The 23,889-nt window shown below is 66.0% G+C and carries 23 protein-coding genes and 1 pseudogene; 19 read left to right on the top strand and 5 right to left on the bottom strand.

Features of this window, described 5'->3' with window-relative positions; genetic code table 11:
- The 8 genes from bamA to RZR99_RS06595 form a co-directional block, all read left to right on the top strand.
- On the top strand, window positions 1-1,398 hold a 1,398-nt coding region (bamA, locus tag RZR99_RS06630), incomplete at its 5' end, for an outer membrane protein assembly factor BamA (RefSeq protein WP_323118939.1).
- A 67-nt stretch (window positions 1,399-1,465) separates the two neighbouring features.
- Window positions 1,466-1,969 carry an OmpH family outer membrane protein gene (locus tag RZR99_RS06625; protein WP_323118938.1) on the top strand — a complete coding sequence of 168 codons (504 nt, stop codon included), beginning with the start codon at window positions 1,466-1,468 and terminating at the stop codon, window positions 1,967-1,969.
- A gap of 16 nt (window positions 1,970-1,985) precedes the next feature.
- Complete coding sequence (gene lpxD, locus RZR99_RS06620) at window positions 1,986-3,068, top strand: UDP-3-O-(3-hydroxymyristoyl)glucosamine N-acyltransferase (RefSeq protein ID WP_323118937.1); 1,083 nt, start codon at window positions 1,986-1,988, stop codon at window positions 3,066-3,068.
- Window positions 3,069-3,208: 140 nt separating this feature from the next.
- A complete protein-coding gene (fabZ, locus tag RZR99_RS06615) occupies window positions 3,209-3,676 on the top strand; it encodes a 3-hydroxyacyl-ACP dehydratase FabZ (protein WP_323118936.1) in 468 nt (155 codons plus the stop codon).
- Between the two features lie 61 nt (window positions 3,677-3,737).
- Window positions 3,738-4,526, top strand: a complete 789-nt coding sequence (gene lpxA, locus RZR99_RS06610) for an acyl-ACP--UDP-N-acetylglucosamine O-acyltransferase (RefSeq protein ID WP_323118935.1) — start codon at window positions 3,738-3,740, stop codon at window positions 4,524-4,526.
- A gap of 2 nt (window positions 4,527-4,528) precedes the next feature.
- Window positions 4,529-5,698 (top strand): lipid-A-disaccharide synthase, encoded by a 1,170-nt coding sequence (gene lpxB, locus RZR99_RS06605; protein ID WP_323118934.1) that lies wholly within the window; start codon window positions 4,529-4,531, stop codon window positions 5,696-5,698.
- On the top strand, window positions 5,695-6,339 hold the full coding sequence (rnhB, locus tag RZR99_RS06600; RefSeq protein ID WP_323118933.1) for a ribonuclease HII: 645 nt from the start codon (window positions 5,695-5,697) through the stop codon (window positions 6,337-6,339). Before lpxB ends, rnhB begins: the two co-directional genes overlap by 4 nt.
- Entirely contained in the window at window positions 6,336-7,118 is a 783-nt protein-coding gene (locus RZR99_RS06595) for a TrmH family RNA methyltransferase (RefSeq protein ID WP_323118932.1), read from the top strand. Before rnhB ends, RZR99_RS06595 begins: the two co-directional genes overlap by 4 nt.
- Before the next feature lie 75 nt (window positions 7,119-7,193).
- Here RZR99_RS06595 and ppsR read toward each other — a convergent pair whose 3' ends face one another.
- On the bottom strand, window positions 7,194-8,009 hold the full coding sequence (ppsR, locus tag RZR99_RS06590; protein WP_323118931.1) for a posphoenolpyruvate synthetase regulatory kinase/phosphorylase PpsR: 816 nt from the start codon (window positions 8,007-8,009) through the stop codon (window positions 7,194-7,196).
- Window positions 8,010-8,290: 281 nt separating this feature from the next.
- Here ppsR and RZR99_RS06585 point away from each other — a divergent pair.
- The 4 genes and pseudogenes from RZR99_RS06585 to RZR99_RS06570 all read left to right on the top strand — a co-directional run bounded on the left by RZR99_RS06585 (window position 8,291) and on the right by RZR99_RS06570 (window position 13,283).
- Window positions 8,291-9,027: pseudogene (locus RZR99_RS06585) on the top strand (phytochelatin synthase family protein).
- 320 nt (window positions 9,028-9,347) lie between these two features.
- Window positions 9,348-11,750, top strand: a complete 2,403-nt coding sequence (gene ppsA / locus RZR99_RS06580; RefSeq protein WP_323118930.1) for a phosphoenolpyruvate synthase — start codon at window positions 9,348-9,350, stop codon at window positions 11,748-11,750.
- 116 nt (window positions 11,751-11,866) lie between these two features.
- Window positions 11,867-12,307 (top strand): NfeD family protein, encoded by a 441-nt coding sequence (locus RZR99_RS06575; RefSeq protein WP_323118929.1) that lies wholly within the window; start codon window positions 11,867-11,869, stop codon window positions 12,305-12,307.
- 43 nt (window positions 12,308-12,350) lie between these two features.
- Entirely contained in the window at window positions 12,351-13,283 is a 933-nt protein-coding gene (locus tag RZR99_RS06570) for an SPFH domain-containing protein (RefSeq protein ID WP_323118928.1), read from the top strand.
- A 77-nt stretch (window positions 13,284-13,360) separates the two neighbouring features.
- On the opposite strand, the gene smpB is transcribed toward RZR99_RS06570, so the two are convergent.
- Window positions 13,361-13,807, bottom strand: coding sequence for an SsrA-binding protein SmpB (gene smpB, locus RZR99_RS06565; protein ID WP_323118927.1), 447 nt, complete (start codon window positions 13,805-13,807; stop codon window positions 13,361-13,363).
- 97 nt (window positions 13,808-13,904) lie between these two features.
- On the opposite strand from smpB, the gene RZR99_RS06560 reads away from it, so the two are divergent.
- Window positions 13,905-14,342, top strand: coding sequence for a type II toxin-antitoxin system RatA family toxin (locus RZR99_RS06560; RefSeq protein WP_323118926.1), 438 nt, complete (start codon window positions 13,905-13,907; stop codon window positions 14,340-14,342).
- A gap of 4 nt (window positions 14,343-14,346) precedes the next feature.
- On the top strand, window positions 14,347-14,670 hold the full coding sequence (locus RZR99_RS06555) for an RnfH family protein (protein WP_323118925.1): 324 nt from the start codon (window positions 14,347-14,349) through the stop codon (window positions 14,668-14,670).
- A gap of 115 nt (window positions 14,671-14,785) precedes the next feature.
- On the opposite strand, the gene RZR99_RS06550 is transcribed toward RZR99_RS06555, so the two are convergent.
- Complete coding sequence (locus tag RZR99_RS06550) at window positions 14,786-15,763, bottom strand: DMT family transporter (RefSeq protein ID WP_323118924.1); 978 nt, start codon at window positions 15,761-15,763, stop codon at window positions 14,786-14,788.
- 347 nt (window positions 15,764-16,110) lie between these two features.
- On the opposite strand from RZR99_RS06550, the gene guaB reads away from it, so the two are divergent.
- From guaB to RZR99_RS06525, 5 genes are all read left to right on the top strand, one after another.
- A complete protein-coding gene (guaB, locus tag RZR99_RS06545; protein ID WP_323118923.1) occupies window positions 16,111-17,571 on the top strand; it encodes an IMP dehydrogenase in 1,461 nt (486 codons plus the stop codon).
- A 6-nt stretch (window positions 17,572-17,577) separates the two neighbouring features.
- Window positions 17,578-18,189: a hypothetical protein gene (locus RZR99_RS06540; RefSeq protein WP_323118922.1), complete on the top strand. Its 612-nt coding sequence runs from the start codon at window positions 17,578-17,580 to the stop codon at window positions 18,187-18,189.
- A gap of 117 nt (window positions 18,190-18,306) precedes the next feature.
- Window positions 18,307-19,926, top strand: coding sequence for a glutamine-hydrolyzing GMP synthase (guaA, locus tag RZR99_RS06535; RefSeq protein ID WP_323118921.1), 1,620 nt, complete (start codon window positions 18,307-18,309; stop codon window positions 19,924-19,926).
- Window positions 19,927-20,548: 622 nt separating this feature from the next.
- Window positions 20,549-21,055: a DUF1993 domain-containing protein gene (locus tag RZR99_RS06530; RefSeq protein WP_323118920.1), complete on the top strand. Its 507-nt coding sequence runs from the start codon at window positions 20,549-20,551 to the stop codon at window positions 21,053-21,055.
- A gap of 83 nt (window positions 21,056-21,138) precedes the next feature.
- Window positions 21,139-22,128 carry an aldo/keto reductase gene (locus RZR99_RS06525; RefSeq protein ID WP_323118919.1) on the top strand — a complete coding sequence of 330 codons (990 nt, stop codon included), beginning with the start codon at window positions 21,139-21,141 and terminating at the stop codon, window positions 22,126-22,128.
- 33 nt (window positions 22,129-22,161) lie between these two features.
- On the opposite strand, the gene RZR99_RS06520 is transcribed toward RZR99_RS06525, so the two are convergent.
- Window positions 22,162-22,482: a hypothetical protein gene (locus tag RZR99_RS06520; RefSeq protein WP_323118918.1), complete on the bottom strand. Its 321-nt coding sequence runs from the start codon at window positions 22,480-22,482 to the stop codon at window positions 22,162-22,164.
- A 216-nt stretch (window positions 22,483-22,698) separates the two neighbouring features.
- The gene (locus RZR99_RS06515) at window positions 22,699-23,871 is read right to left on the bottom strand and encodes a M20 aminoacylase family protein (RefSeq protein WP_323118917.1); all 1,173 of its coding nucleotides are present in this window, start codon (window positions 23,869-23,871) and stop codon (window positions 22,699-22,701) included.
- Window positions 23,872-23,889: the final 18 nt, after the last annotated feature.

The following is a 23,889-nucleotide window of genomic DNA, read 5'->3' as shown; positions in this document are numbered from 1 at the left end:
GCGGACAAGCTGCAGAAGACCACGCGCGCGATCGTCGACAAGCTCGGCGAGTACGGCTATGCGTTCGCGACCGTCAATGCGCAGCCGGAAATCGATCAGGCGAGCCACAAGGTGAACCTGACGCTGGTGGTCGATCCGAGCCGTCGCGTGTACGTGCGCCGCGTCAACATCGTCGGCAACACGCGTACCCGCGACGAGGTGGTGCGCCGCGAAATGCGCCAGCTCGAAAGCTCGTGGTTCGATTCGGGCCGCCTTGCGCTGTCGAAGGACCGCGTGAACCGTCTCGGCTACTTCACCGACGTCGACGTGACGACGGTGCCGGTCGAAGGCACGAACGACCAGGTCGACGTGAACGTGAAGGTCGCCGAGAAGCCGACCGGCGCGATCACGCTGGGCGCGGGTTTCTCGTCGACGGACAAGGTCGTGCTGTCGGCCGGCGTGTCGCAGGACAACGTGTTCGGCTCGGGTACCAGCCTCGCGGTCAACGTCAACACCGCGAAGAGCTACCGGACGCTGACCGTCACGCAGGTCGATCCGTACTTCACGGTCGACGGGATCAGGCGGATCACCGACGTGTACTACCGCACGTACCAGCCGCTGTACTACTCGACCAGCTCCAGCTTCCGCATCATCACGATGGGCGGCAATCTCAAGTTCGGCATCCCGTTCTCGGAAACCGACACGGTGTATTTCGGCGCGGGCTTCGAGCAGAACCGCCTCGACGTCGATTCGAATACGCCGGCCGCCTACCAGGATTACGTCCAGCAGTTCGGCCGCGTGTCGAATACCGTGCCGCTGACGATCGGCTGGTCGCGCGACCAGCGCGACAGCGCGCTGATCCCGAGCCGCGGCTACTTCACGCAGGCGAACGCCGAATACGGCGCGCCGGTGGGCAAGATCCAGTACTACAAGATGGACCTGCAGGCGCAGTATTACTATTCGTTTGCGCGCGGCTTCATCCTGGGCCTGAACCTGCAGGGCGGGTACGGTAACGGTGTGGGCAATCCGTATCCGATCTTCAAGAACTACTACGCGGGCGGTATCGGCTCGGTGCGGGGCTATGAGCCGAGCTCGCTGGGCCCGCGCGACAAGATCACGAACGATCCGATCGGCGGCTCGAAGATGGTGGTGGGTAACATCGAGCTGACGTTCCCGCTGCCGGGCACCGGCTACGACCGCACGCTGCGCGTGTTCACGTTCCTCGACGGCGGCAACGTCTGGGGCGACACGCCGGGCGGCACCAGCACCGGCGCGAACGGCCTGCGCTACGGCTACGGCGTCGGTCTTGCGTGGATCTCGCCGATCGGGCCGCTCAAGCTGAGCCTGGGCTTCCCGCTGCAGAAACACGAAGGCGATCAGTACCAGAAGTTCCAGTTCCAGATCGGGACGGCGTTCTGATCGAACCAGCATTGACTACAGCATCGAGAGGGTAATTTTGCTAACCGGTAAGTTTTCGAAACGAGTGATGTGCGCGGTGACGCTGGCGGTTGCGCTGGGCGCAACGGCCGCGCACGCACAGGACGTCGCCCGCATCGCGGCGGTCAATTCGGATCGGATCCTGCGCGAGTCGGCGCCCGCGAAAGCGGCGCAGACGAAGCTCGAAGCCGAGTTCGCGAAGCGCGACAAGGATCTGCAGGACATGGCGGCGAAGCTGAAAACGCTGTCGGATTCGCTCGACAAGAACGGTCCGACGATGTCCACCAACGACCGCGCGCAGAAGCAGCGCGATCTCGCGCAGCTCGACACGGACTTCCAGCGCAAGCAGCGCGAGTTCCGAGAGGATCTGAACCAGCGCCGCAACGAAGAACTGGCGGCCGTGCTGGACAAGGCGAACAAGGTCATCAAGCAGATCGCGGAGCAGCAGAACTACGATCTGATCGTGCAGGAAGCGGTTTACGTCAGCCCGCGCATCGACATCACCGACAAGGTGCTGAAGGCGCTCGCATCGCCTTCCGGTTCGTTGAACTGAACGGAGCGAACAGCGAATGGCATTGACGCTTGAGGAACTCGTAAAACGGTTCGGCGGCGAAATCGTCGGCGATCGTCAGTGCCGGGTAGGTAGCCTGGCGCCGCTCGATCAGGCGGAGCCGCACCAGCTCGCATTCCTCGCGAATCCCAAGTACCTGGCGCAGGTGGACGCCACCCGCGCGGGCGCCGTGCTGATCGCGCCGCGCGATCTCGAGAGGCTCGGCGCGGCGCAAGACGGCCGCAATTTCATCGTCACGCCGAATCCCTACGCGTACTTCGCTCGCGTCGCGCAGATGTTCATCGATCTCGCCGCGCCGCAGCGCGCCGCGGGCGTGCATCCGAGCGCGACGGTCGACCCGGCCGCGCAAGTGGCAGCGAGCGCGGTGATCGGTCCGTACGTCACGGTCGAGGCGGGCGCGGTGATCGGCGAGCACGTCCAGCTCGATGCGCACGTCGTCGTCGGCCGCGGTACGCAGATCGGCGACGGCTCGCACCTCTACCCGAACGTCACCGTCTATCACGGCTGCAGGATCGGCCCGCGTGCCATCGTGCACGCCGGCGCGGTGATCGGCTCCGACGGTTTCGGTTTCGCGCCCGACTTCGTCGGCGACGGCGATGCGCGTACCGGCAACTGGGTCAAGATCCCGCAGGTCGGCGGCGTGTCGATCGGGCCGGACGTCGAAATCGGCGCGAACACGACGATCGATCGCGGCGCGATGGCGGACACCGTGATCGAAGCGTGCGTGAAGATCGACAATCTCGTGCAGATCGGCCACAACTGCCGGATCGGCGCCTATACGGTGATCGCCGGCAGTGCCGGGATCGCCGGCAGCACGACGATCGGCCGCCATTGCATGATCGGCGGGGCGGTTGGCATTGCCGGTCACGTGACGCTCGGCGATTACGTGATCGTCACCGCGAAGTCGGGCGTGTCGAAATCGCTGCCGAAAGCCGGCATTTACACCAGCGCGTTTCCGGCCGTCGACCATGGCGACTGGAACAAGAGCGCCGCCCTGGTGCGCAATCTCGACAAGTTGCGCGATCGCATCAAGGCACTCGAAACCGCGCTTGCCGCGCGGGACGGCGGCGCCGGCGCATAGGAACGCATCATTCGGGCCGGGCCGGCCGTTGCCCACAACCGGCCGGCCCGATCAACCGGATCGCGAGCGGCCGTCGCCGCCGCGGCCCGCATCGGTATTTGCAGTCATCACCGCGCAGCCATTGCGTGAGACGAACCATCATGAGCACTGAAAACATCAACCTCGACATCCACAAGATCCTCGCGCTGCTGCCGCATCGCTATCCGTTCCTGCTCGTCGATCGCGTGCTCGAGCTCGAACCGCACAAGGGCATCAAGGCACTGAAGAACGTGACGATCAACGAGCCGTTCTTCACGGGGCACTTCCCGAAGCGGCCGGTGATGCCGGGCGTGTTGATCCTGGAAGCGCTCGCGCAGGCCGCCGCGCTGCTGACGTTCGCCGAAGAGCAGCCGAAGGATCCGGAAAACACGCTGTACTACTTCGTCGGGATCGACGGCGCGCGCTTCAAGCGCGTGGTCGAGCCGGGCGATCAACTAATTCTGAACGTCACGTTTCAACGCTATATCCGCGGTATCTGGAAATTCAAGGCGGTCGCGGAAGTGGACGGCAAGGTCGCGGCGGAAGCCGAGCTGATGTGTACGGTCAAGACGACCGACGCGGCGCCCTGAACGGGCGCGCGGCACGCACACGGCAACGCAACGCGACTTATTCACTGAGAGGCAAGGGCGTATGAGCAGGATTCATTCCACGGCGATCGTCGAGCCGGGCGCGCAGATCCACGAATCGGTCGAGATCGGCCCTTACGCGGTCGTCGGCGCCCATGTCACGATCGGAGCGGGCACCACGATCGGTTCGCACAGCGTGATCGAGGGCCATACGACGATCGGCGCGGACAATCGCATCGGCCACTACGCGTCGGTGGGCGGTCGCCCGCAGGACATGAAATACAAGGACGAGCCGACCCGGCTCGTGATCGGCGATCGCAACACGATCCGCGAATTCACGACGATCCACACCGGCACGGTGCAGGACACCGGCGTCACGATTCTCGGCGACGACAACTGGATCATGGCGTACGTGCACATCGGTCACGATTGCCGGGTCGGCAATCACGCGATCTTGTCGAGCAACGCGCAGATGGCGGGCCACGTCGAGATCGGCGACTGGGCGATCGTCGGCGGGATGTCGGGCGTGCATCAGTTCGTGCGCATCGGCGCGCATTCGATGCTGGGCGGCGCATCGGCGCTGGTCCAGGACGTGCCGCCGTTCGTGATCGCGGCGGGCAACAAGGCCGAGCCGCACGGCATCAACGTCGAAGGCCTGCGCCGCCGCGGCTTCACGCCGGACGCGATTTCCGCGCTGCGCAGCGCGTACCGGCTGGTCTACAAGAACAGCCTGTCGCTCGAGGAAGCGAAGGTGCAGTTGCGCGAGCTGGCGTCGGCGGGCGGCGAGGGCGATGCGGCCGTGACGGCGTTCGTCGACTTCATCGACGCGTCGCAGCGCGGCATTATCCGCTGACGATGGCGCTCCAACCGAATCCGCTGCGGCTCGCGCTCGTCGCCGGCGAGCCGTCGGGCGATCTGCTCGCGGCGTCGCTGCTGGGCGGCCTCAATGCGCGCCTGCCGGCGTCGTCCCGTTACTACGGGATCGGGGGCCCGCGCATGACCGCGGCGGGCTTCGACGCGCACTGGCCGATGGACAAACTGACGGTGCGCGGCTACGTCGAAGCGCTCGGCCATATTCCCGAGATCCTGCGTATCCGCGGCGAGCTGAAGCGGCAACTGCTCGCGGAGCCGCCCGACGCGTTCATCGGCGTCGATGCGCCCGACTTCAATTTCGGCCTCGAACACGCGCTGCGCGACGCGGGCATTCCGACGATCCATTTCGTCTGTCCGTCGATCTGGGCGTGGCGCGGCGGCCGGATCAAGAAAATCGTGAAGGCCGTCGATCACATGCTGTGCGTGTTTCCGTTCGAAACCGCGCTGCTCGAGAAGTCCGGCGTGGCGGCGACCTACGTCGGCCATCCGCTTGCCGACGAGATCCCGCTGGAGCCGGACACGCACGGTGCGCGCATCGCGCTCGGTCTGCCCGATACCGGGCCGGTGATCGCGGTGCTGCCGGGCAGCCGCCGCTCGGAGATCCAGCTGATCGGCCCGACCTTCTTCGCGGCGATGGCGCTGATGCAGCAGCGCGAGCCGGGCGTGCGCTTCGTGATGCCGGCGGCGACGCCCGCGCTTCGCGAGCTGCTGCAGCCGCTCGTCGACGCGCATCCGCAGTTGTCGCTGACCTTGACCGACGGCCGTTCGCAGCTTGCGATGACGGCCGCCGACGCGATCCTGGTGAAAAGCGGCACGGTCACGCTCGAAGCGGCGCTGCTCAAGAAGCCGATGGTGATCTCGTACAAGGTGCCCTGGCTCACGGGACAGATCATGCGTCGGCAGGGGTATCTGCCGTATGTCGGGCTGCCGAACATTCTGGCCGGCCGCTTTGTCGTGCCCGAGCTGCTGCAGCACTTCGCGACGCCCGAGGCGCTGGCCGATGCGACGCTCACGCAATTGCGCGACGAAGCGAACCGCCGCACGCTGACCGACATCTTTACCGACATGCATCACGCATTGCGCCAGAACACGGCCCAGCGCGCCGCCGAAGCTGTGGCGCGCGTGCTCGACAGCAGGAAACCCCGGATATGAACGCCACGCGAACGCCGCGCGCGCGCGCGGCCGCAGCGGCTCAGGATGGTCTCGATTTCAACGCGCCCGGCGAACTCGTCTGCGGCGTCGACGAAGCCGGGCGTGGCCCGCTGGCCGGACCGGTCGTCGCGGCTGCCGTGATTCTCGATCCGGCAAGGCCGATCGACGGACTCGACGATTCGAAGGTGCTGAGCGCGAAGAAGCGCGAACGCCTGTTCGACCAGATCGTCGCGCATGCGCACGCCTATTGCGTGGCGTCCGCGACGGTCGAGGAAATCGACACGCTCAACATCCTGCATGCGACGATGCTCGCGATGAAGCGGGCGGTCGAAGGCCTGCCGATGCGGCCGACGCTCGCGCAGATCGACGGCAACCGCTGCCCGACGCTGTCGATCCGCAGCGAGGCGATCGTCGGCGGCGATGCGCTGGTGCCGAGCATCTCCGCGGCATCGATTCTCGCGAAGGTCACGCGTGACCGGATGCTGGTCGAACTGCACGCCCGTTTCCCCGTGTACGGGTTCAACGTGCATGCGGGCTACGGCACCGCCAGGCATCTCGCGGCGCTGCGCGAGCACGGGCCGTGCGACGAGCATCGCCGCTCGTTCGCGCCGGTGCGCGCCGCGCTCGCGTTGTCCCGATGAAAGTCATCACGTCGCGCGACAACCCGCTCTACAAGCGCTTGAAAGCGCTTGCCGGGTCGACGCAGCAGCAGCGCCGCAGCGGCCAGGCGCTGCTCGAAGGACTCCACCTGGCGAGCGCGTATCTGGATGCGGCGGGCCAGCCGGCGCTCTGCATCGCCACGGACAGCGCGTGGCAGCTCGATGAAGCGCAGCGGATCGCCGATCGCATCGACCCGAACCGGCTGGTTACGTTGCCGGACGCGCTGTTCGGCCAGCTGTCGGGCGTGGTGAACGGCATCGGCTTCCTGATGCTGGTCGCGACGCCGGCGCCCGCACTGCCGGCGCGGGTGACGCGGACGAGCGTCGTGCTCGACGGCGTGCAGGATGCGGGCAACGTCGGATCGATTCTGCGCAGCGCGGCCGCGGCCGGCGTGAAGCACGTGTTCTGCATGCCCGGCACCGCGCATGCGTGGTCGTCGAAAGTGCTGCGCTCGGGCATGGGCGCGCATTTCCTGCTGGACGTGTATGAAGACGTCGACGCGGAGGGGCTGCGCGCGCGGCTCGACGTTTCCGTCGCGTTGACCGATTCGCACGGCGCGCAGGCGATCTACGATTGCGACCTGTCGCGGCCCGTGGCCTGGGTGTTCGGCAACGAAGGCGCGGGCGTGTCGGCACCCTGGCGCGAGGCCGCCGCCTACAGGGTGACGATTCCGCAACCGGGCGGCATGGAGTCGCTGAACGTCGCGGCGGCGGCGGCGGTCTGCCTGTTCGAGCAGTGCCGGCAGCAGCGCGGCGGATGATGCGGCGCGCACCGCGCAGCCGAAGAAAAAGCCCGCGGCGTGCGGGCTTTTTTACTGTGCGGCGGGGCAGGCGACTCAGTACGATTGCCGCTCGAGCTTGATTTCCTGCAGGATCGTCGTGGCGATTTCCTCGATCGACTTGTGCGTCGAGGACAGCCACTTGATCCCTTCTCGCCGCATCATCGCTTCGGCTTCGTTGATCTCGTACCGGCAGTTCTCCGGCGCCGCGTACTTGCTGCCGGGCCTGCGCTCGTTGCGGATCTCCGACAGCCGCTGCGGATCGATCGACAGCCCGAACAGCTTGTCGCGATGCGCGATCAGGGACGACGGCAGCTTGCCGCGTTCGAAATCTTCCGGGATCAGCGGATAGTTGGCGGCCTTCACGCCGTACTGCATCGCGAGGTAGAGGCTCGTCGGCGTCTTGCCGCTGCGCGACACGCCGACCAGGATCACGTCGGCCTCGGCGAGATTGCGGTTCGACTGGCCGTCGTCGTGGGCGAGAGAGAAGTTGATCGCCTCGATCCGGGTTTTGTATTCCTCGGTGTCCGCGTTCTGATGCCCGCGTCCCATCGCGTGGCTCGACTTCAGCTGCAGTTCCTGCTCGAGCGGTTCGACGAAGCGCTGGAACATGTCGAGCACGAGCGCATTCGAGCGCTTCACGATCTCGTTCGACTCGCCGTCGACGAGCGTCGTGAACACGATCGGGCGGCGGCCGTCGTGCTCGGCGGCTTCGTTGATCCGTTCCACGACGGAGTAGGCCTTGTCGACCGAATCGATGAACGGCACGCGGACGAGCCGGAATTTCTGGTCGAACTGGGACAGGATCGAGTGCGCGAAGGTTTCGGCGGTGATCCCCGTGCCGTCGGAGACGATGAATACGGTAGGAGGCATGAATCGGAGCGTCGAACGTGAACGGTGATGGCTGCGCCGTGCAGCCTTGAGCGGCCATTCTAGCAGGCGGCCCGTCCGGTCCGGCGCACCGGCGGCGGCTTTGCGTATCCCACGCAGGATCGGCACGGGCGACGCATGGCCGACGGCCCGGCCGGATTCGCGTTAAGCTCGGCCGGGCCGCGTCGTGCGCGTCGTGCGACGTGGGCGGCGGCTGCCCCCGAAGGGCGGCGATCGTTGTCGACTCCGAAGCGAGGGAACGAATGCGAACCATGCGAATCCGCATGCTGGCGGCGGTCGCGGTCTGCGGGCTCGTCCATGCGCAGACGCTGCCGCTGCCGTCCGGCTTGATCGATCTCGGCAGTCCGGCCGGCGAGCGCCTGCTCGTCGAAAGCGATGCGCGGGCCGCTTATGTGCCGCTCGGCAACCAGTTCGTCACGCAACTGACCGAGACCTACTGCGGGGTCGCATCGCTGGTGATGGTCCTGAACGCGCTGCAGGTACCCGCGCCGGCTGCCGCGCAATACCCGCCGTATCACTACTTCACGCAGGACAACCTGCTGAACGCCGCTACCGACAGGATTCGCCCGCGGGCGCTGATCGCGCGGCGCGGCATGACGCTCGACCAGCTCGGCGCGCTGGCGGAGGTCAGCGGAATCGAGGGCAGGGTGCGGCATGCGGCGGACGGATCGGTGGATGCGTTTCGCTCGGAGGCGGCCGCCTATCTCGGCCGGCCCGGCCGCTATGTGCTCGTCAACTATCTGCGCAGGCAGCTCGGGCAGCAGACGGGCGGCCACATCTCGCCGCTCGCCGCCTACGACGCGGCGGCGGACCGCTTTCTGATCCTCGACGTGTCGCGCTACAGCCCGTCTGGGTGCGCACCGCCGATCTGTATGCGGCGATGAACACGCCGGACGCGGACAACGACAACCGCAGTCGCGGCTACCTGCTGATCGACGGCGGGGCGCCCGTCCGTCCGAGCGCCCCGCCGGAGCCCGTCGCGGCGGGCGGTGCGGGCTAGAGCACCGTTGCAACCCGCCGGCGCCACATCGCGCGGCCGGCACGGTAGAATAGCGGCAACCTGTTGGATAAGCACTTGCGGGGGAAGGCGGCGCGATGCGCGCTTTTCCGTTGCGGCTGAATAAAAGATTCCCGGCAAGTTCGGCGATTTGTCTACTTTTTCGCCTTTCTGCCGGGATTTTTGCAAACTGCGCACGGTGTTTTCGGCTGTCGCGAGCGTTTATCTAACAGGTTGTGCACTGCGCGTCCCGCTTTCTTGCAAGTGGACGTGCGCGAGCCCACGTGCGCGATCGAGTATTTTTTTCACACTTAGGGGCTTGTATGACTAACGCAGCAAACGTCGCAAAGGACCAGGCGTATGTAATTCCGTTCGAGCAGTTGCGGATGACCGATGTAGAAGTCGTGGGCGGCAAGAACGCGTCCCTGGGCGAGATGATCAGCCAGCTCGCCGAGGCCGGCGTTCAGGTGCCGACCGGCTTCGCGACCACCGCGCTGGCGTTTCGCGATTTCCTCAAGCACAACAACCTCACCGAACGTATCGCCCAGCGTCTCGAGTCGCTCGATATCGACGACGTGAAGGCGCTCGCGGAAGCGGGCGGCGAAATCCGCAAATGGATCGTCGACGCGCCGATGCAGGCGCGTCTTGAGGCGGAAATCCGCGCGCAGTTCGAAATTCTCCAGAACAGCTCGCCTGAAGAGCTGTCGTTCGCCGTGCGTTCGTCGGCGACGGCCGAGGATCTGCCCGACGCGTCGTTCGCCGGCCAGCAGGAGTCCTACCTGAACGTCGTCGGCGTGAGCGACGTGCTCGATCGCATGAAGCACGTGTTCGCGTCGCTGTACAACGATCGCGCGATCTCCTACCGCGTCCACAAGGGCTTCACGCACGCCGAAGTCGCGTTGTCGGCGGGGGTGCAGCGGATGGTGCGCTCGGACGTCGGCGCGGCGGGCGTGATGTTCACGCTCGACACCGAGTCGGGCTTCAAGGATGCCGTGTTCATCACGTCGAGCTACGGCCTCGGCGAGACCGTCGTGCAGGGCGCGGTGAACCCGGACGAGTTCTACGTCTTCAAGACCACGCTCGCGCAGGACAAGTACCCGATCATTCGCCGCTCGATCGGCTCGAAGCTGATCAAGATGGAGTTCACGCAGCCGGGCGAGCCGGGCCGCGTGAAGACGGTCGACGTCTCGCACGAACAGCGCAACCGCTATTCGATCACCGACGCCGACGTGATCGAGCTGGCGAAGTATGCGGTCATCATCGAGAAGCACTACCAGCGTCCGATGGACATCGAGTGGGGCAAGGATGGCCGCGACGGCAAGATCTTCATCCTGCAGGCGCGTCCTGAGACGGTGAAGAGCCAGGCGAGCGGCAAGGCCGAGCAGCGCTTCAAGCTGAAGGGCCAGTCGCAGGTGATCGCGACCGGCCGTGCGATCGGTCAGAAGATCGGCGCGGGCCCCGTTCGCGTGATCCACGATCCGTCGGAGATGGAGCGCGTGCAGCCGGGCGACGTGCTGGTCGCCGACATGACCGATCCGAACTGGGAGCCGGTGATGAAGCGCGCATCCGCGATCGTCACGAATCGCGGCGGCCGGACCTGCCACGCGGCGATCATCGCGCGCGAGCTGGGCGTGCCGGCCGTGGTGGGCTGCGGCGACGCGACCGACGTGCTGAAGGACGGCGCGCTCGTCACGGTGTCGTGCGCCGAAGGCGACGAAGGCAAGATCTACGACGGTCTGCTCGAAACCGAGGTCACCGAGGTGCAGCGCGGCGAACTGCCGTCGATCCCGGTGAAGATCATGATGAACGTCGGCAACCCGCAGCTCGCGTTCGACTTCTCGCAGCTGCCGAACGCCGGCGTCGGGCTGGCGCGTCTCGAGTTCATCATCAACAACAACATCGGCGTGCATCCGAAGGCGATCCTCGAGTACCCGAACATCGACCAGGACCTGAAGAAGGCGGTCGAGAGCGTGGCGCGAGGCCACGCGTCGCCGCGCGCGTTCTACGTCGACAAGCTGACCGAAGGCATCGCGACGATCGCCGCGGCGTTCTATCCGAAGCCCGTGATCGTGCGCCTGTCCGACTTCAAGTCGAACGAGTACAAGAAGCTGATCGGCGGCTCGCGCTACGAGCCGGACGAGGAAAACCCGATGCTGGGCTTCCGCGGTGCGTCGCGCTATATCTCCGACGATTTCGCGCAGGCGTTCGAGATGGAGTGCATCGCGCTCAAGCGCGTGCGCGACGAGATGGGCCTCGACAACGTCGAGATCATGGTGCCGTTCGTCCGTACCGTGAAGCAGGCGGAGCGTGTCGTCGGGCTGCTCGCGAAGTTCGGCCTGAAGCGCGGCCACAACGGCCTGCGTCTCGTGATGATGTGCGAAGTGCCGTCGAACGCGATCCTCGCCGAAGAGTTCCTGCAGCACTTCGACGGCTTCTCGATCGGTTCGAACGACCTGACGCAGCTGACGCTCGGCCTCGACCGCGATTCCGGCATGGAACTGCTCGCGGTCGATTTCGACGAACGCGATCCGGCGGTCAAGTTCATGCTCAAGCGCGCGATCGACGCGTGCCGCAAGCTGGACAAGTACGTCGGCATTTGCGGCCAGGGTCCGTCCGATCATCCGGATTTCGCGCAGTGGCTGACGGAAGAAGGGATCGCGTCGATCTCGCTGAATCCGGATACGATCGTCGAAACGTGGCAAGCTTTGGCCGCATCGAAGAAGTAACGGCATGAACCGTCCAATCGGGTGGCGGCGGATTGCCGCCCGACTGTAGGTGATTTGAAAGGATCGTGCTATAACACCCCGGTACCGCCGGGGTGTTTTTGCTTGGGGAGGATGAAATGTTGTCAGGCCATCTGTTTTGGTGGATCGGTGTCGGCGTGCTCGTCGTCGCGGAGTTGCTGACGGGAACGTTTTATCTGCTGATGATCGCGCTGGGTTTTCTCGCGGGCGGCCTCGTGCATCTCGCGGGCGGCGAGCCGCATTGGCAACTGGCGGCGGCCACGCTGGTGGCGCTCGTCGCGGTGATCGCGCTGCGCCGCTCGGGGCTCGGCCGCAAGCAGAAGCGCGATACGTCGGCGAATCCGGACATCAATCTGGATATCGGCGCGACGATCGCCGTTGCGCACTGGCAGGATCGCCGCGCCCGCGCGCAGTATCGCGGCGCGCAGTGGGACGTCGAACTCGCCGATGGCGAGCGCGACGATGCGGCGCTCTACGAAGTGCGCGCGGTGCGGGGCAATTGCCTGATCGTCGGCGCGAAGGCCGAAGCCGCCGCATGACCGGCTGAATGGACCATCAGCTCATATAAGGAGGACACGCTTCATGGATTCGCTCATCGTCTGGGTAGTCTTGCTCGTCATCGTGTTTGTGATCATCTCGCAAACCGTGAAAATCGTCCCGCAACAGCATGCATGGGTGCTGGAGCGGTTCGGCCGCTATCACGCGACATTGTCGCCGGGCCTCAACATCGTGCTGCCGTTCGTCGACCGCATCGCCTATCGCCATGTGCTGAAGGAAATCCCGCTCGACGTGCCGAGCCAGGTCTGCATTACGCGCGACAACACGCAGTTGCAGGTTGACGGCGTGCTGTACTTCCAGGTGATGGACCCGATGAAAGCGTCGTACGGGTCGAGCAACTTCGTGCTCGCGATCACCCAGCTGTCGCAGACCATGCTGCGCTCCGTGATCGGCAAACTCGAACTGGACAAGACCTTCGAGGAGCGCGATTTCATCAACCACAGCATCGTGTCGGCGCTTGACGAGGCCGCCGCGAACTGGGGCGTGAAAGTGCTGCGCTACGAGATCAAGGATCTGACGCCGCCGAAGGAAATCCTGCATGCGATGCAGGCTCAGATCACCGCGGAGCGCGAGAAGCGCGCGCTGATCGCGGCATCGGAAGGGCGCAAGCAGGAACAGATCAACATCGCGTCGGGCGGACGCGAGGCGGCGATCCAGAAGTCGGAGGGCGAGCGGCAGGCCGCGATCAATCAGGCACAGGGGCAGGCTGCGGCGATTCTCGCGGTGGCGGAGGCCAACGCGCAGGCGATCCAGAAAATCGCGCAGGCGATCCAGTCGCAGGGCGGGATGGACGCGGTGAACCTCAAGATCGCCGAACAGTATGTGGGCGCGTTCGGCAATCTCGCGAAGCAGGGCAATACGTTGATCGTGCCGTCCAACATGTCGGATCTCGGCACGGCGATCGCGTCGGCGCTGACGATCGTCAATCGCGCCGCGCCGGGGGCGGCCAAGGGCTGAGCGGGCGATTCGCCGCGCAATGAAAAAGGCCCGCTCGAAAGAGCGGGCCTTTTTTTGTTCGGGCGCGGCGGGAGCCGTCAGGCGGCAGAGCGCATGATGCGCGCCTTTTCGCGTTCCCAGTCGCGTTTCTTCTCGGTTTCGCGCTTGTCGTGCAGCTTCTTGCCTTTCGCGAGGCCGATCTCGCATTTGACCCGGCCGCCCTTGTAGTGAAAATTGAGTGGCACGAGCGTATAGCCGCGCTGCTCGACCTTGCCGATCAATTTCTTGATCTCGTCACGATGCAGGAGCAGCTTACGGGTGCGGACCGGGTCGGGCTGGATGTGCGTCGAGGCCTCGGGTAGCGGGCTGATGTGCGTGCCGATCAGGAAGATCTCGGCATCGCGCACGACGACGTAGCCTTCCTTGATCTGCCCACGTCCGGCGCGCAATGCTTTGACCTCCCATCCTTCGAGCACGAGCCCCGCTTCATAGCGTTCCTCGATGAAATAATCGAAGAAGGCTTTCCTGTTATCGATGATGCTCATGAAGGGAAATGGCCAACTCGTTTAAAATCACGATTTTAGCAAAGCGGGGCGGTCTTCGCCCGGCTTGCGTATTCTTCCTAGCGATGCCGCGCAATTTATGGCAGATGTCCAGAAAACCGTATTGATCCGCCACTCGGCGGAACAGATGTTCGACCTCGTCACCGACGTCGCCGACTACCCCAACTTCCTGCCGTGGTGCGGCGGCGTGGAGGTGCGTCGCCAGGACGATACCGGCATGGAGGCGCGGATCGACATCAACTTCAAGGGTATCAAGCAGCATTTTGCGACCCGCAACACCCAGCAGCGCCCGACCCGCATCGACATGGAGTTCACGGACGGCCCGTTTCGCAAGTTCACCGGCTCCTGGCGCTTCACGCCGCTGCGGGCCGATGCCTGCAAGATCGAGTTCGCGCTGCACTACGAATTCTCGAACATCATCCTCGAGAAGATCATCGGGCCGGTGTTCAGCCATATCGCGAACACGTTCGTCGATTCGTTCGTGAAACGCGCGGATCAGCGCTACGGCAAGGGGTAGGCGAATGCTTGCGGTGCAAGTTTGTTACGCGCTGCCCGGGCAGCAGACCCTGATCGACGTCGAGGTGCCGGACGGCGCGACGGTGCGCGACGCGATCGACGCGAGCGGCGTGCTGGCGCGCCATCCCGAGATCGACCTCGGCGTACTGAAGACCGGCATCTTCGGCAAGCTCGCGCCGCTCGACGCCCGGGTGGCGGAGCATGACCGGGTCGAGATCTACCGGCCGCTCGTCGTCGATCCGAAAGCGGCCCGCCAGCGGCGGGTCGACAAATCCCGCCGTGCCGGTTCGATCGAGGGCCGGAAGTGGCAGAACAAGGACTCGCGTTAGCCGGCCCGCCGCGCCGCGCGCCCGACAAAAAGCCCCGCCGGCTCGTGCCGCGGGGCTTTTTGTCGAAACGAGGATCATTCTTCCGATGGAATGCCGCCGCTTGGGCGGTGCCGGCTCAATGGGCGGGCAGCTTGGCCGTCAGATCGTCCTGATCGCCGTTCGCCGGCCCCGCGTCGCCGTGCTGGCGCACGGAGCCGTAGACGCCCGCCAGCAACAGCGCGAGCGCGGCGATCTCGAGCATGCGCGGCAGCCGCTGGTCGTAGATGAACGCATAGCACAGCGCGAATACGGTCTCGAAGACGATCAACTGGCCGGACAGCGTGAGCGGCAACCGCTTCGACGCGGCATTCCATAGACCGTTGCCGAGCCACGATGCGCCGATCGCGAGACCGAGGTTCAGCAGCCAGAACAGCTGCCAGCGTTCGGCGGGCAGCGCCGTCTGCACCGTGCCTGCGGGCAGCGCGAGGATCGCGAGCCAGCACAGGCCGCCGATCAGGCCCGTCACGACACCCCACAGCAGCGACCATTCGTTGCCGCCGAAATGAGGGTGGCGACGCAGATAGCGGGCGTTCGCGACCGCGTACCAGGTCCAACTGGCGAGCGCGCCGGTCGCGCAGGCGATACCCGCGAGCTTCTGCGCGAGCGTGGTTGCGTGCGCGGCCTCCGACGTGAACAGGTCGACGTTGATGCAGGCGATGCCCGCGATCACCAGCGCGAGCGGCACGATGAGCCGCCTGAGCGGCACCGAGCCGTGGTCGCCGAGGCCCGCGAGCGTCACGGTGACGGGCAGCACGCCGACGATCAGGGAACTGGGCGCGATGCCGATCAGGTGGACGGCGCTCGACAGCAGCATGTAGTACGCGACGTTGCCGACGATGGCGAGCCTGACGAGCGCGGCGAGGTCGTCGCGCGTGAGCCGCGCGAGCAGCGAGCGGGCCGCGGGCAGGGCGGCCGCGAGCGATACGAGCCCGTACATCGCGTAGCGCCCCGCGCTCAGCAGCAGCGGGGAGAAATCGCTCAGCAGCCTGGGAACCAGGAACACCATGCCCCAGAGGGCTCCCGCCAGTACACCATAGGCTACGCCGCGCCGCATCGACTACTCCGCAAGAATCCGTTCGAGCGCGCATCTTAGCGGCGTGCGCGCCGGGCGTCTTGTTTATTCCTGCACGCCGGCGCGGCGCCGGAGCCCGAGAAGACAACGTGCCGGGCCGCATACCGGGGCGCAGCCGCCGCTATGCGGCCGGGCTCGGCTCGCGTTGCGCTCGGATGTTCGGCCGCGATGCTCGCGCCCTGAAAACGAAACCGGATTGAAAACAACCCGAATCGCGAATCGAAATCGCACGGCCCCCGTGCGCTGAGAATCGGGCTAAGCCGTTGTTCGTGTTGTGAAATTTAACGGCGCTTCGCGTATAATTCGGTTTTGCGCCTATAGGATTTGCCATGCGTCTGATCCAAAAAGCACTCACTTTCGATGACGTGCTCCTCGTCCCGGCGTTCTCCGACGTTCTGCCGCGCGACACCAGCCTCAAGACCCAGCTGACCCGCAACATCTCCCTGAACATGCCGCTCGTGTCCGCCGCGATGGACACGGTCACCGAAGGTCGCCTCGCGATCGCGATGGCCCAGCAAGGCGGCGTCGGCATCGTTCACAAGAACCTGACGCCCGCCGAACAGGCGCGCGAGGTCGCGAAGGTGAAGCGCTTCGAATCGGGCGTCGTGCGCGACCCGATCACGGTGCCGCCGCAGATGAAGGTGCGCGACGTGATCGCGCTGTCTCGCCAGCATGGCATTTCGGGCTTCCCGGTCGTCGAGGGCGCGCAGCTCGTCGGCATCGTCACGAACCGCGACCTGCGCTTCGAAACCCGCCTCGACGAGGCGGTCAAGTCGATCATGACGCCGCGCGAGCGGCTCGTCACCGTGAAGGAAGGTACGCCGCTCGCCGAAGCGAAGGCGCTGATGCACAGCCACCGCCTCGAGCGCGTGCTGGTCGTCAACGATGCGTTCGAGCTGCGCGGCCTGATGACCGTCAAGGACATCACGAAGCAGACCGAGCACCCGGACGCCTGCAAGGACGAACACGGCAAGCTGCGCGTGGGCGCGGCGGTCGGCGTCGGCGCGGACAACGAAGAGCGGGTCGAGCTGCTGGTGCAGGCGGGTGTCGACGTGATCGTCGTCGATACCGCGCACGGCCACAGCAAGGGCGTGCTCGAGCGTGTGCGCTGGGTCAAGACGACCTACCCGCACGTCGAGGTGATCGGCGGCAACATCGCGACGGCCGCCGCCGCGAAGGCACTGGTCGAATACGGCGCGGACGGCGTGAAGGTCGGCATCGGTCCGGGGTCGATCTGCACGACGCGGATCGTCGCGGGCGTCGGCGTGCCGCAGATCAGCGCGATCGCGAATGTGTCGGATGCGCTGAAGGGCACCGGCGTGCCGGTCATTGCCGACGGCGGCGTGCGCTTCTCGGGTGACGTGTCGAAGGCGCTGGCCGCCGGTGCGAACGCCGTGATGATGGGCAGCATGTTCGCCGGCACGGAAGAATCGCCGGGCGACGTGTTCCTGTACCAGGGCCGCCAGTACAAGTCGTATCGCGGCATGGGTTCCGTCGGCGCGATGAAGGACGGCGCGGCCGATCGCTACTTCCAGGACAACTCCGCGAACATCGACAAGCTCGTGCCGGAAGGCATCGAGGGCCGCGTGGCCTACAAGGGCTCGGTCAACGCGATCATCTTCCAGCTGATCGGCGGCGTGCGCGCGAGCATGGGCTACTGCGGCTGCCGCAGCATCGCCGAGTTGCACGACAAGGCCGAGTTCGTGCAGATCACGACGGCCGGCATGCGCGAATCGCACGTGCACGACGTGCAGATCACGAAGGAAGCACCCAACTACCACGTGGACTGATCGCCGATGAAACCGTTGCTGCGTGCCGTTCTGCTTCTCGATGCTCTGCTGCTCGCCGGATTCGGCCTGCTGTTCGTGCTGACGCCGTGGAAGGCCCTGTACGACATGCTGCAACTGGTCAGCGTCGAACCCGCGATGGTCGGGCAGGCGTTCGGCATTGCGCTGCTCGGGCTCGCGTGGCTGTCGCTGCATGCGGCCGTCAACGGCGGCTTGACGTCCGGCGTCGCGCGGGCGGTCGGCCATGTGAACTGGCTCACGGGCGTCGTGATGCTGGTCTGGCTGATCGGCCTGCGGACGCCCGCGCTGTCGGGGTTCGGGCAGTTGGTGTCGGTGGTCGCGGGGGCGGTGCTGCTGGTGATCGGGTTGGGCGGCGTGCGGCTGGCCGGCGCGGTGCGGCGGCGCGAGAAGGTGCAAGTCGCCGAGGCGCGCGCACCGCAACGCTCGGCTGAACCGGCGGCGGTGCTGCCGCGGCCGGTGCCCGAACGCTCGGAGCCGGTCGCAACGGCGCGGACCGGCGGTGCGGAGCCGGCGGTTTCATCCGCTGCCGATACCACGAGTCCGACGGCCGAACCCGGTCAGCCGCGCGACGACGCGCCGCGTCCGCCGTTTCACGGCTGAGCCGGCTGTGCGCGGCTTGGCGGCCAACCGGTTTTGTCCGGGGCGCCGGTCTGTTTTTGATGCAGCGCTTCATGCGCTGTTTTTCTTACCTGTTTGTTCTTCATCCCGTCCGCAGCCATGCACGACAAAATCCTGATTCTCGACTTCGGTTCGCAAGTCACCCAACTGATCGCGCGGCGTGTCCGTGAGGCGCACGTCTACTGCGAGATCCATCCGAACGACGTGTCCGACGACTTCGTGCGCGCATTCGCGCCGAAGGCCGTGATTCTCTCCGGCAGCCACGCGAGCACGTATGAAGACCAGCAGATGCGCGCGCCGCAGGCGGTCTGGGACCTCGGCGTGCCGGTGCTCGGCATCTGTTACGGCATGCAGACGATGGCCGCGCAGCTCGGCGGCAAGGTCGAGTGGAGCGATCATCGCGAATTCGGCTATGCGGAAGTGCGCGCGCACGGCCACACGCGCCTGCTCGACGGCATCCAGGATTTCGCGACGCCGGAAGGCCACGGCATGCTGAAGGTGTGGATGAGCCACGGCGACAAGGTCGGCGAATTGCCGCAAGGCTTCAAGCTGATGGCGTCGACGCCGAGCTGCCCGATCGCCGGGATGGCCGACGAGGCGCGCGGCTACTACGCGGTGCAGTTTCATCCGGAAGTGACGCACACGGTGCAGGGCCGCAAGATCCTCGAGCGCTTCGTGCTCGATATCGCCGGTGCGAAGCCCGACTGGATCATGCGCGATCACATCGAGGAAGCGGTCGCGCGGATTCGCGAACAGGTCGGCGACGAGGAGGTGATTCTCGGGCTGTCGGGCGGCGTCGATTCGAGCGTCGCCGCGGCGCTGATCCACCGCGCGATCGGCGACCAGCTGACCTGCGTATTCGTCGATCACGGCCTGCTGCGCCTGAACGAAGGCCAGATGGTGCTGGACATGTTCGCGGGCCGCCTGCACGCGAAGGTCGTGCACGTGGATGCGGCCGAGCAGTTCCTCGGTCACCTGGCCGGCGTGACCGACCCGGAAGCGAAGCGCAAGATCATCGGCCGCGAATTCGTCGAGGTGTTCCAGGCCGAGGCGAAGAAGCTGTCGAATGCGAAGTGGCTCGCGCAGGGCACGATCTATCCGGACGTGATCGAATCGGGCGGCGCGAAGACCAAGAAGGCGACGACGATCAAGAGCCACCACAACGTCGGCGGTTTGCCGGAAACGCTCGGGCTCAAGCTGCTCGAGCCGCTGCGCGATCTGTTCAAGGACGAAGTGCGGGAGCTTGGCGTGGCGCTCGGCCTGCCGGCCGACATGGTGTATCGCCATCCGTTCCCGGGCCCGGGCCTCGGCGTGCGGATTCTCGGCGAAGTGAAGCGCGACTACGCGGAGCTGCTGCGCCGTGCGGATGCGATCTTCATCGAAGAGCTGCGCAACACGAAGGCGACCGCGCAGGATGCGGCTGCGGGGCTGTGCGAGGAAGCGCAGGTCGGCAAGAGCTGGTACGACCTCACCAGCCAGGCGTTCGCGGTGTTCCTGCCGGTGAAGTCGGTGGGCGTGATGGGCGACGGGCGCACGTACGACTACGTGACCGCGCTGCGCGCGGTGCAGACGACGGATTTCATGACCGCGCATTGGGCGCATCTGCCGTATGCGCTGCTCGGGCGCGCGTCGAACCGGATCATCAACGAGGTTCGCGGGATCAATCGGGTGGTGTATGACGTGTCGGGGAAACCGCCGGCGACGATCGAGTGGGAGTGAATTGAACAACAAGGGCGCCGTGAGGCGCCCTTGTTGTATGTCGGCCAACTTGAATCCAGCCCGAGCCGCAAATCACGTCGAGCGTGATTTTCTAGCTGGTCGTTCCTCGATCCAACTGGCTCGCGCGCTGATCATTTTCCGTAGCGCTCCGAGCGGAATGTTGTCCCCACGGGTTTGAATCCGACGGGACTTAACGTCGACTGACCGCTCAGCCGGCCGTCGCGATCGGATATGGCAGAACCGCGCACGCCAGCCGCCTCGGTGCGACGAAATTTGCGGATCGAATAAGTATCGATACCCACGATCGACCCGCGTGCCGGGCTCGGCCACCTATCCAAATCCGCCTTCTTGCAGCGCACCCTCAAAGCGTCCGCAACCAAGATGCATCCGACAGCCGCACGTGCAAACGCTTGCACGGCGCGTTTCCGGCTGCGGATCTACCGTCCTTCGCCCCAAAGTACGCGGCAAACGCTCCATTTCCCACCAAAGCGCCCCGCGCACAGCCACGCGCTACGTCAAGCAACTTCCAGCGATCCGATCTATGCTACGAACCGGCGTCGGCCGCGAAGCTGCGGCCGGCGCTCATCCGTCTGATCGAATCCACCCGCCCGAAGGAGTTTTCATGGCCCTTTCGATGTACGACATCTCGGTTCCCGCCTTCACCCGCGGCCTCATCAATCTGTCAGGCCTGCTCGACAAGGGCGCCGCGCATGCGCAGGAGCAGGGCTACGATCCGACGCAACTCGTCCAGGCGCGCCTGTTCGACGACATGCTGCCGCTCGCCGGGCAAATCCAGCGCGCCAGCGACACGTCCAAGGGCGCGGTGGCCCGACTCGCGGGCGTCGCGGTACCGTCGTTCGACGATACGGAATCGACCCTGGCGGAGTTGAAGGCCCGCATCGCGAAAACGGTCGACTTCATCAAGACGATCGAGCCCGCGCAGATGGACGGCAGCGAGACGCGCGCGATCGAGCTGCCGACGCGGCAAGGCGTGCAGACGTTCGACGGCAAGTCGTATCTGCTCGGTTTCTCGCTGCCGAATTTCTATTTTCATGTGACCACCGCTTACGACATCCTGCGCCACCGCGGCGTGTCGATCGGCAAGCAGGACTATCTCGGCGGGCGCTGAAGCGTCCGCATCCCTCATCGCCGCGCGATGCGCACGGTTCGTCTGTCCGTGCGCCCGCGCGCATTCCGTTCCGGAGAGCAATCTTGTTGGGAAAACGCAAGCTGGGCCGTCAAGGCCTCGAAGTATCGAAGATCGGTCTCGGCTGTATGGGCATGAGCGACACGTACGGCGCGTCGGATGACGAGGAGTCGATCGCGACGCTGCATCGCGCGATCGATCTGGGCTGCACGTTCCTCGATACCGCGGAAGTCTACGGTCCGTTCGCGAACGAGGCGCTGCTCGGCCGCGCGATCGCCGGCCGGCGCGACGAAGTGACGATCGCGACCAAGTTCGGAATCCTGATCAAGGATGGCAAGGCGGTCGGTACCGACAGCCGGCCCGAGCATATTCGCGACGTGGTCGACGCGTCGCTCAAGCGCCTCGGCACCGATCATATCGATCTGCTCTATCAGCACCGTGTCGACCCGAACGTGCCGATCGAGGAGGTCGCGGGCGCCGTGAAGGATCTGATCGCCGAAGGCAAAGCGCGTTACTTCGGCCTGTCGGAAGCGGGTGAGGACGTGATCCGCCGCGCGCACGCGGTGCAGCCGGTATCGGCGCTGCAAAGCGAATACTCGATCTGGGAACGCAACCTGGAAGAGCGCATCATTCCCGTCATCCGCGAGCTGGGTATCGGGCTCGTGCCGTTCAGCCCGCTGGGGCGCGGTTTTCTGACCGGAACGGCGAAGCGCGCCGACGAGTATGGCGATCGCGATTTCCGCGCGCATAACGATCCGCGCTTTCAGGCGGAGAACTTCGACGCGAACCAGCGGATCGCGCAGGTCATCCAGGATATCGCGGCGCTGCGCGGCGTCACGGCCGCGCAGGTGGCGCTCGCGTGGGTGCTGAGGGCCGGGGAGGATGTCGTGCCGATTCCCGGGACGAAGCGCCGCCGCTATCTCGAGGAAAATCTCGCCGCCGCCGATCTCGACCTGCTGCCGGACGATATCCGGCGCCTCGATACGGTGCTGAGCGATGTAGGCGTGTCGGGCGAGCGCTACACCGCGGGCGGGCTCGCGATGGTCAATCGCTGACGCGGCGTGCGCGGCGGCGGAGCGCGAAAGCGCTCACGCCGCGCGGTCGCCCCGGTCGCGCATGACTTTGCCGAAATGCGTCGACAGGTAAAGCCCCGCGACGAGGCCGCCCGCCAGCAGGGCCGTCAGCGGCATGTCGAAGCGCAGCGTCACCGGGTAGCGCGACAGGATCGCCAGTCCGGCAACCAGATTGACGAATCCCCACAGCAGATTGGTTCGCGCCGACGAGTCGCCGACGCCGCGCGGTGTCGCGAACGGCGTCGGAAACGGCAAGCCGCACAGCCCTCGCACGAGATGGGGAATGCAGTTGCACAACAGCAGGCCTGCGAAGAAAAGCGCGGCGGCGATGGACATCGGTCGACCTCGGTATCGTGACGGAGAAGGGGCGCCGCGAAGCGGGCGGCGCCCGGCTTGTCGGGGGTGTGCGCCGGCGTCGAGCCGGTGCGCCATCGTACCGAATCGGCGGCGCGATGCTTGATATTCCGCTGGAGAATTCGAGTTCGTGCGGGTTGCCGGTTCGTCCGTTCCGGTGAACGGGAGCCCGTCCGACCGGCCCGGACCGTCTGTCCGTCATCGAACGGGCAGTTCCAGCCGGACCAGTTCCGCGAAATAGCGCGCACCGGTCGTCAGGATATCGTCGTTGAAGTCGTAGGCCGCATTGTGGAGCGGCGTCCCGCCCGGCTCGCCCGCCACGCCGTTGCCGATGAACACGAACGCGCCGGGCACGACTTGCAGGAACGCGCCGAAGTCCTCGGAAATCATCATCGGCGCGACCTCGCCGTCCACCCGGTCGGGCCCCGCCACGTTGCGCGCGGCCTGCAGCGCGACGGGCACGCAGTCGACCGAGTTCACGGTCGGCGCGAATTCGTGCGTGTACTCGAACTCGCAGTGCGCGCCATGCATCGCGCAGACGCTGTCGCAAATTTCGCGCATCCGCCGCTCCAGCAGCGCCTGGACCTCGGGCGCGTAGCTGCGCGTGTCGCCCTTGATAGTCACGTTCGACGGCGTTGCGTTGCGGATGCCGTCGGTGATGAATTCCGTGCACGACACGACGGCGGACACGCCGGGATCGACGTTGCGCGACACGATCGTCTGCAGCGCCAGCACGACCTGCGCGCCGATCACGAGCGCGTCGACGCCCATCTGCGGCCGCGCGGCGTGTGCGCCCTGGCCGCGAATGCGGATCACGAAGTTGTCCTCGCTCGCCATGATGCCGCCCGCGCGGGTCGCGATGTGGCCGGCCGGCATCCCGGGCATGTTGTGCGCGCCGTACAGCGCGGCTATCGGAAAGCGCTCGAACAGGCCGTCCGCGATCATCGCCTTCGCGCCGCGCCCGTGCTCTTCGGCCGGCTGGAAGACGAAATGCACGGTGCCGTTGAAGTCGCGCCGTTCGGCCAGCAACCGCGCCGCGCCGAGGATCATCGCCATGTGGCCGTCGTGGCCGCATGCGTGCATCGTGCCGGCGAACGACGACGCGTGCGCGCGTCCCGGCACCTGCTCGGCGATCGCGAGCGCGTCCATCTCGGCGCGCAGGCCGATCGCGCGCGGTCCGTCGCCGACGCGCAGGCTGGCGACGAAGCCCGTGCCGCCGATACCCGGCTGCACGCGCAGCCCGAGCGCGGCGAGGATGCCGGCCGTGTACTCGGCGGTGCGATGCTCGCCGAAGCCGGTTTCCGGATGGCGATGCAGATGGTGGCGCCACTGGATCAACTGGGCCTTGAGCCCGGTGTCGTCGCGATACATGGGGCAGGCTCCGCGTTC

It is taken from the genome of Burkholderia alba (assembly GCF_034721475.1).
Taxonomy (GTDB): Bacteria; Pseudomonadota; Gammaproteobacteria; order Burkholderiales; family Burkholderiaceae; genus Burkholderia; species Burkholderia alba.
This window is presented reverse-complemented; position numbering and strand designations above follow the sequence as displayed.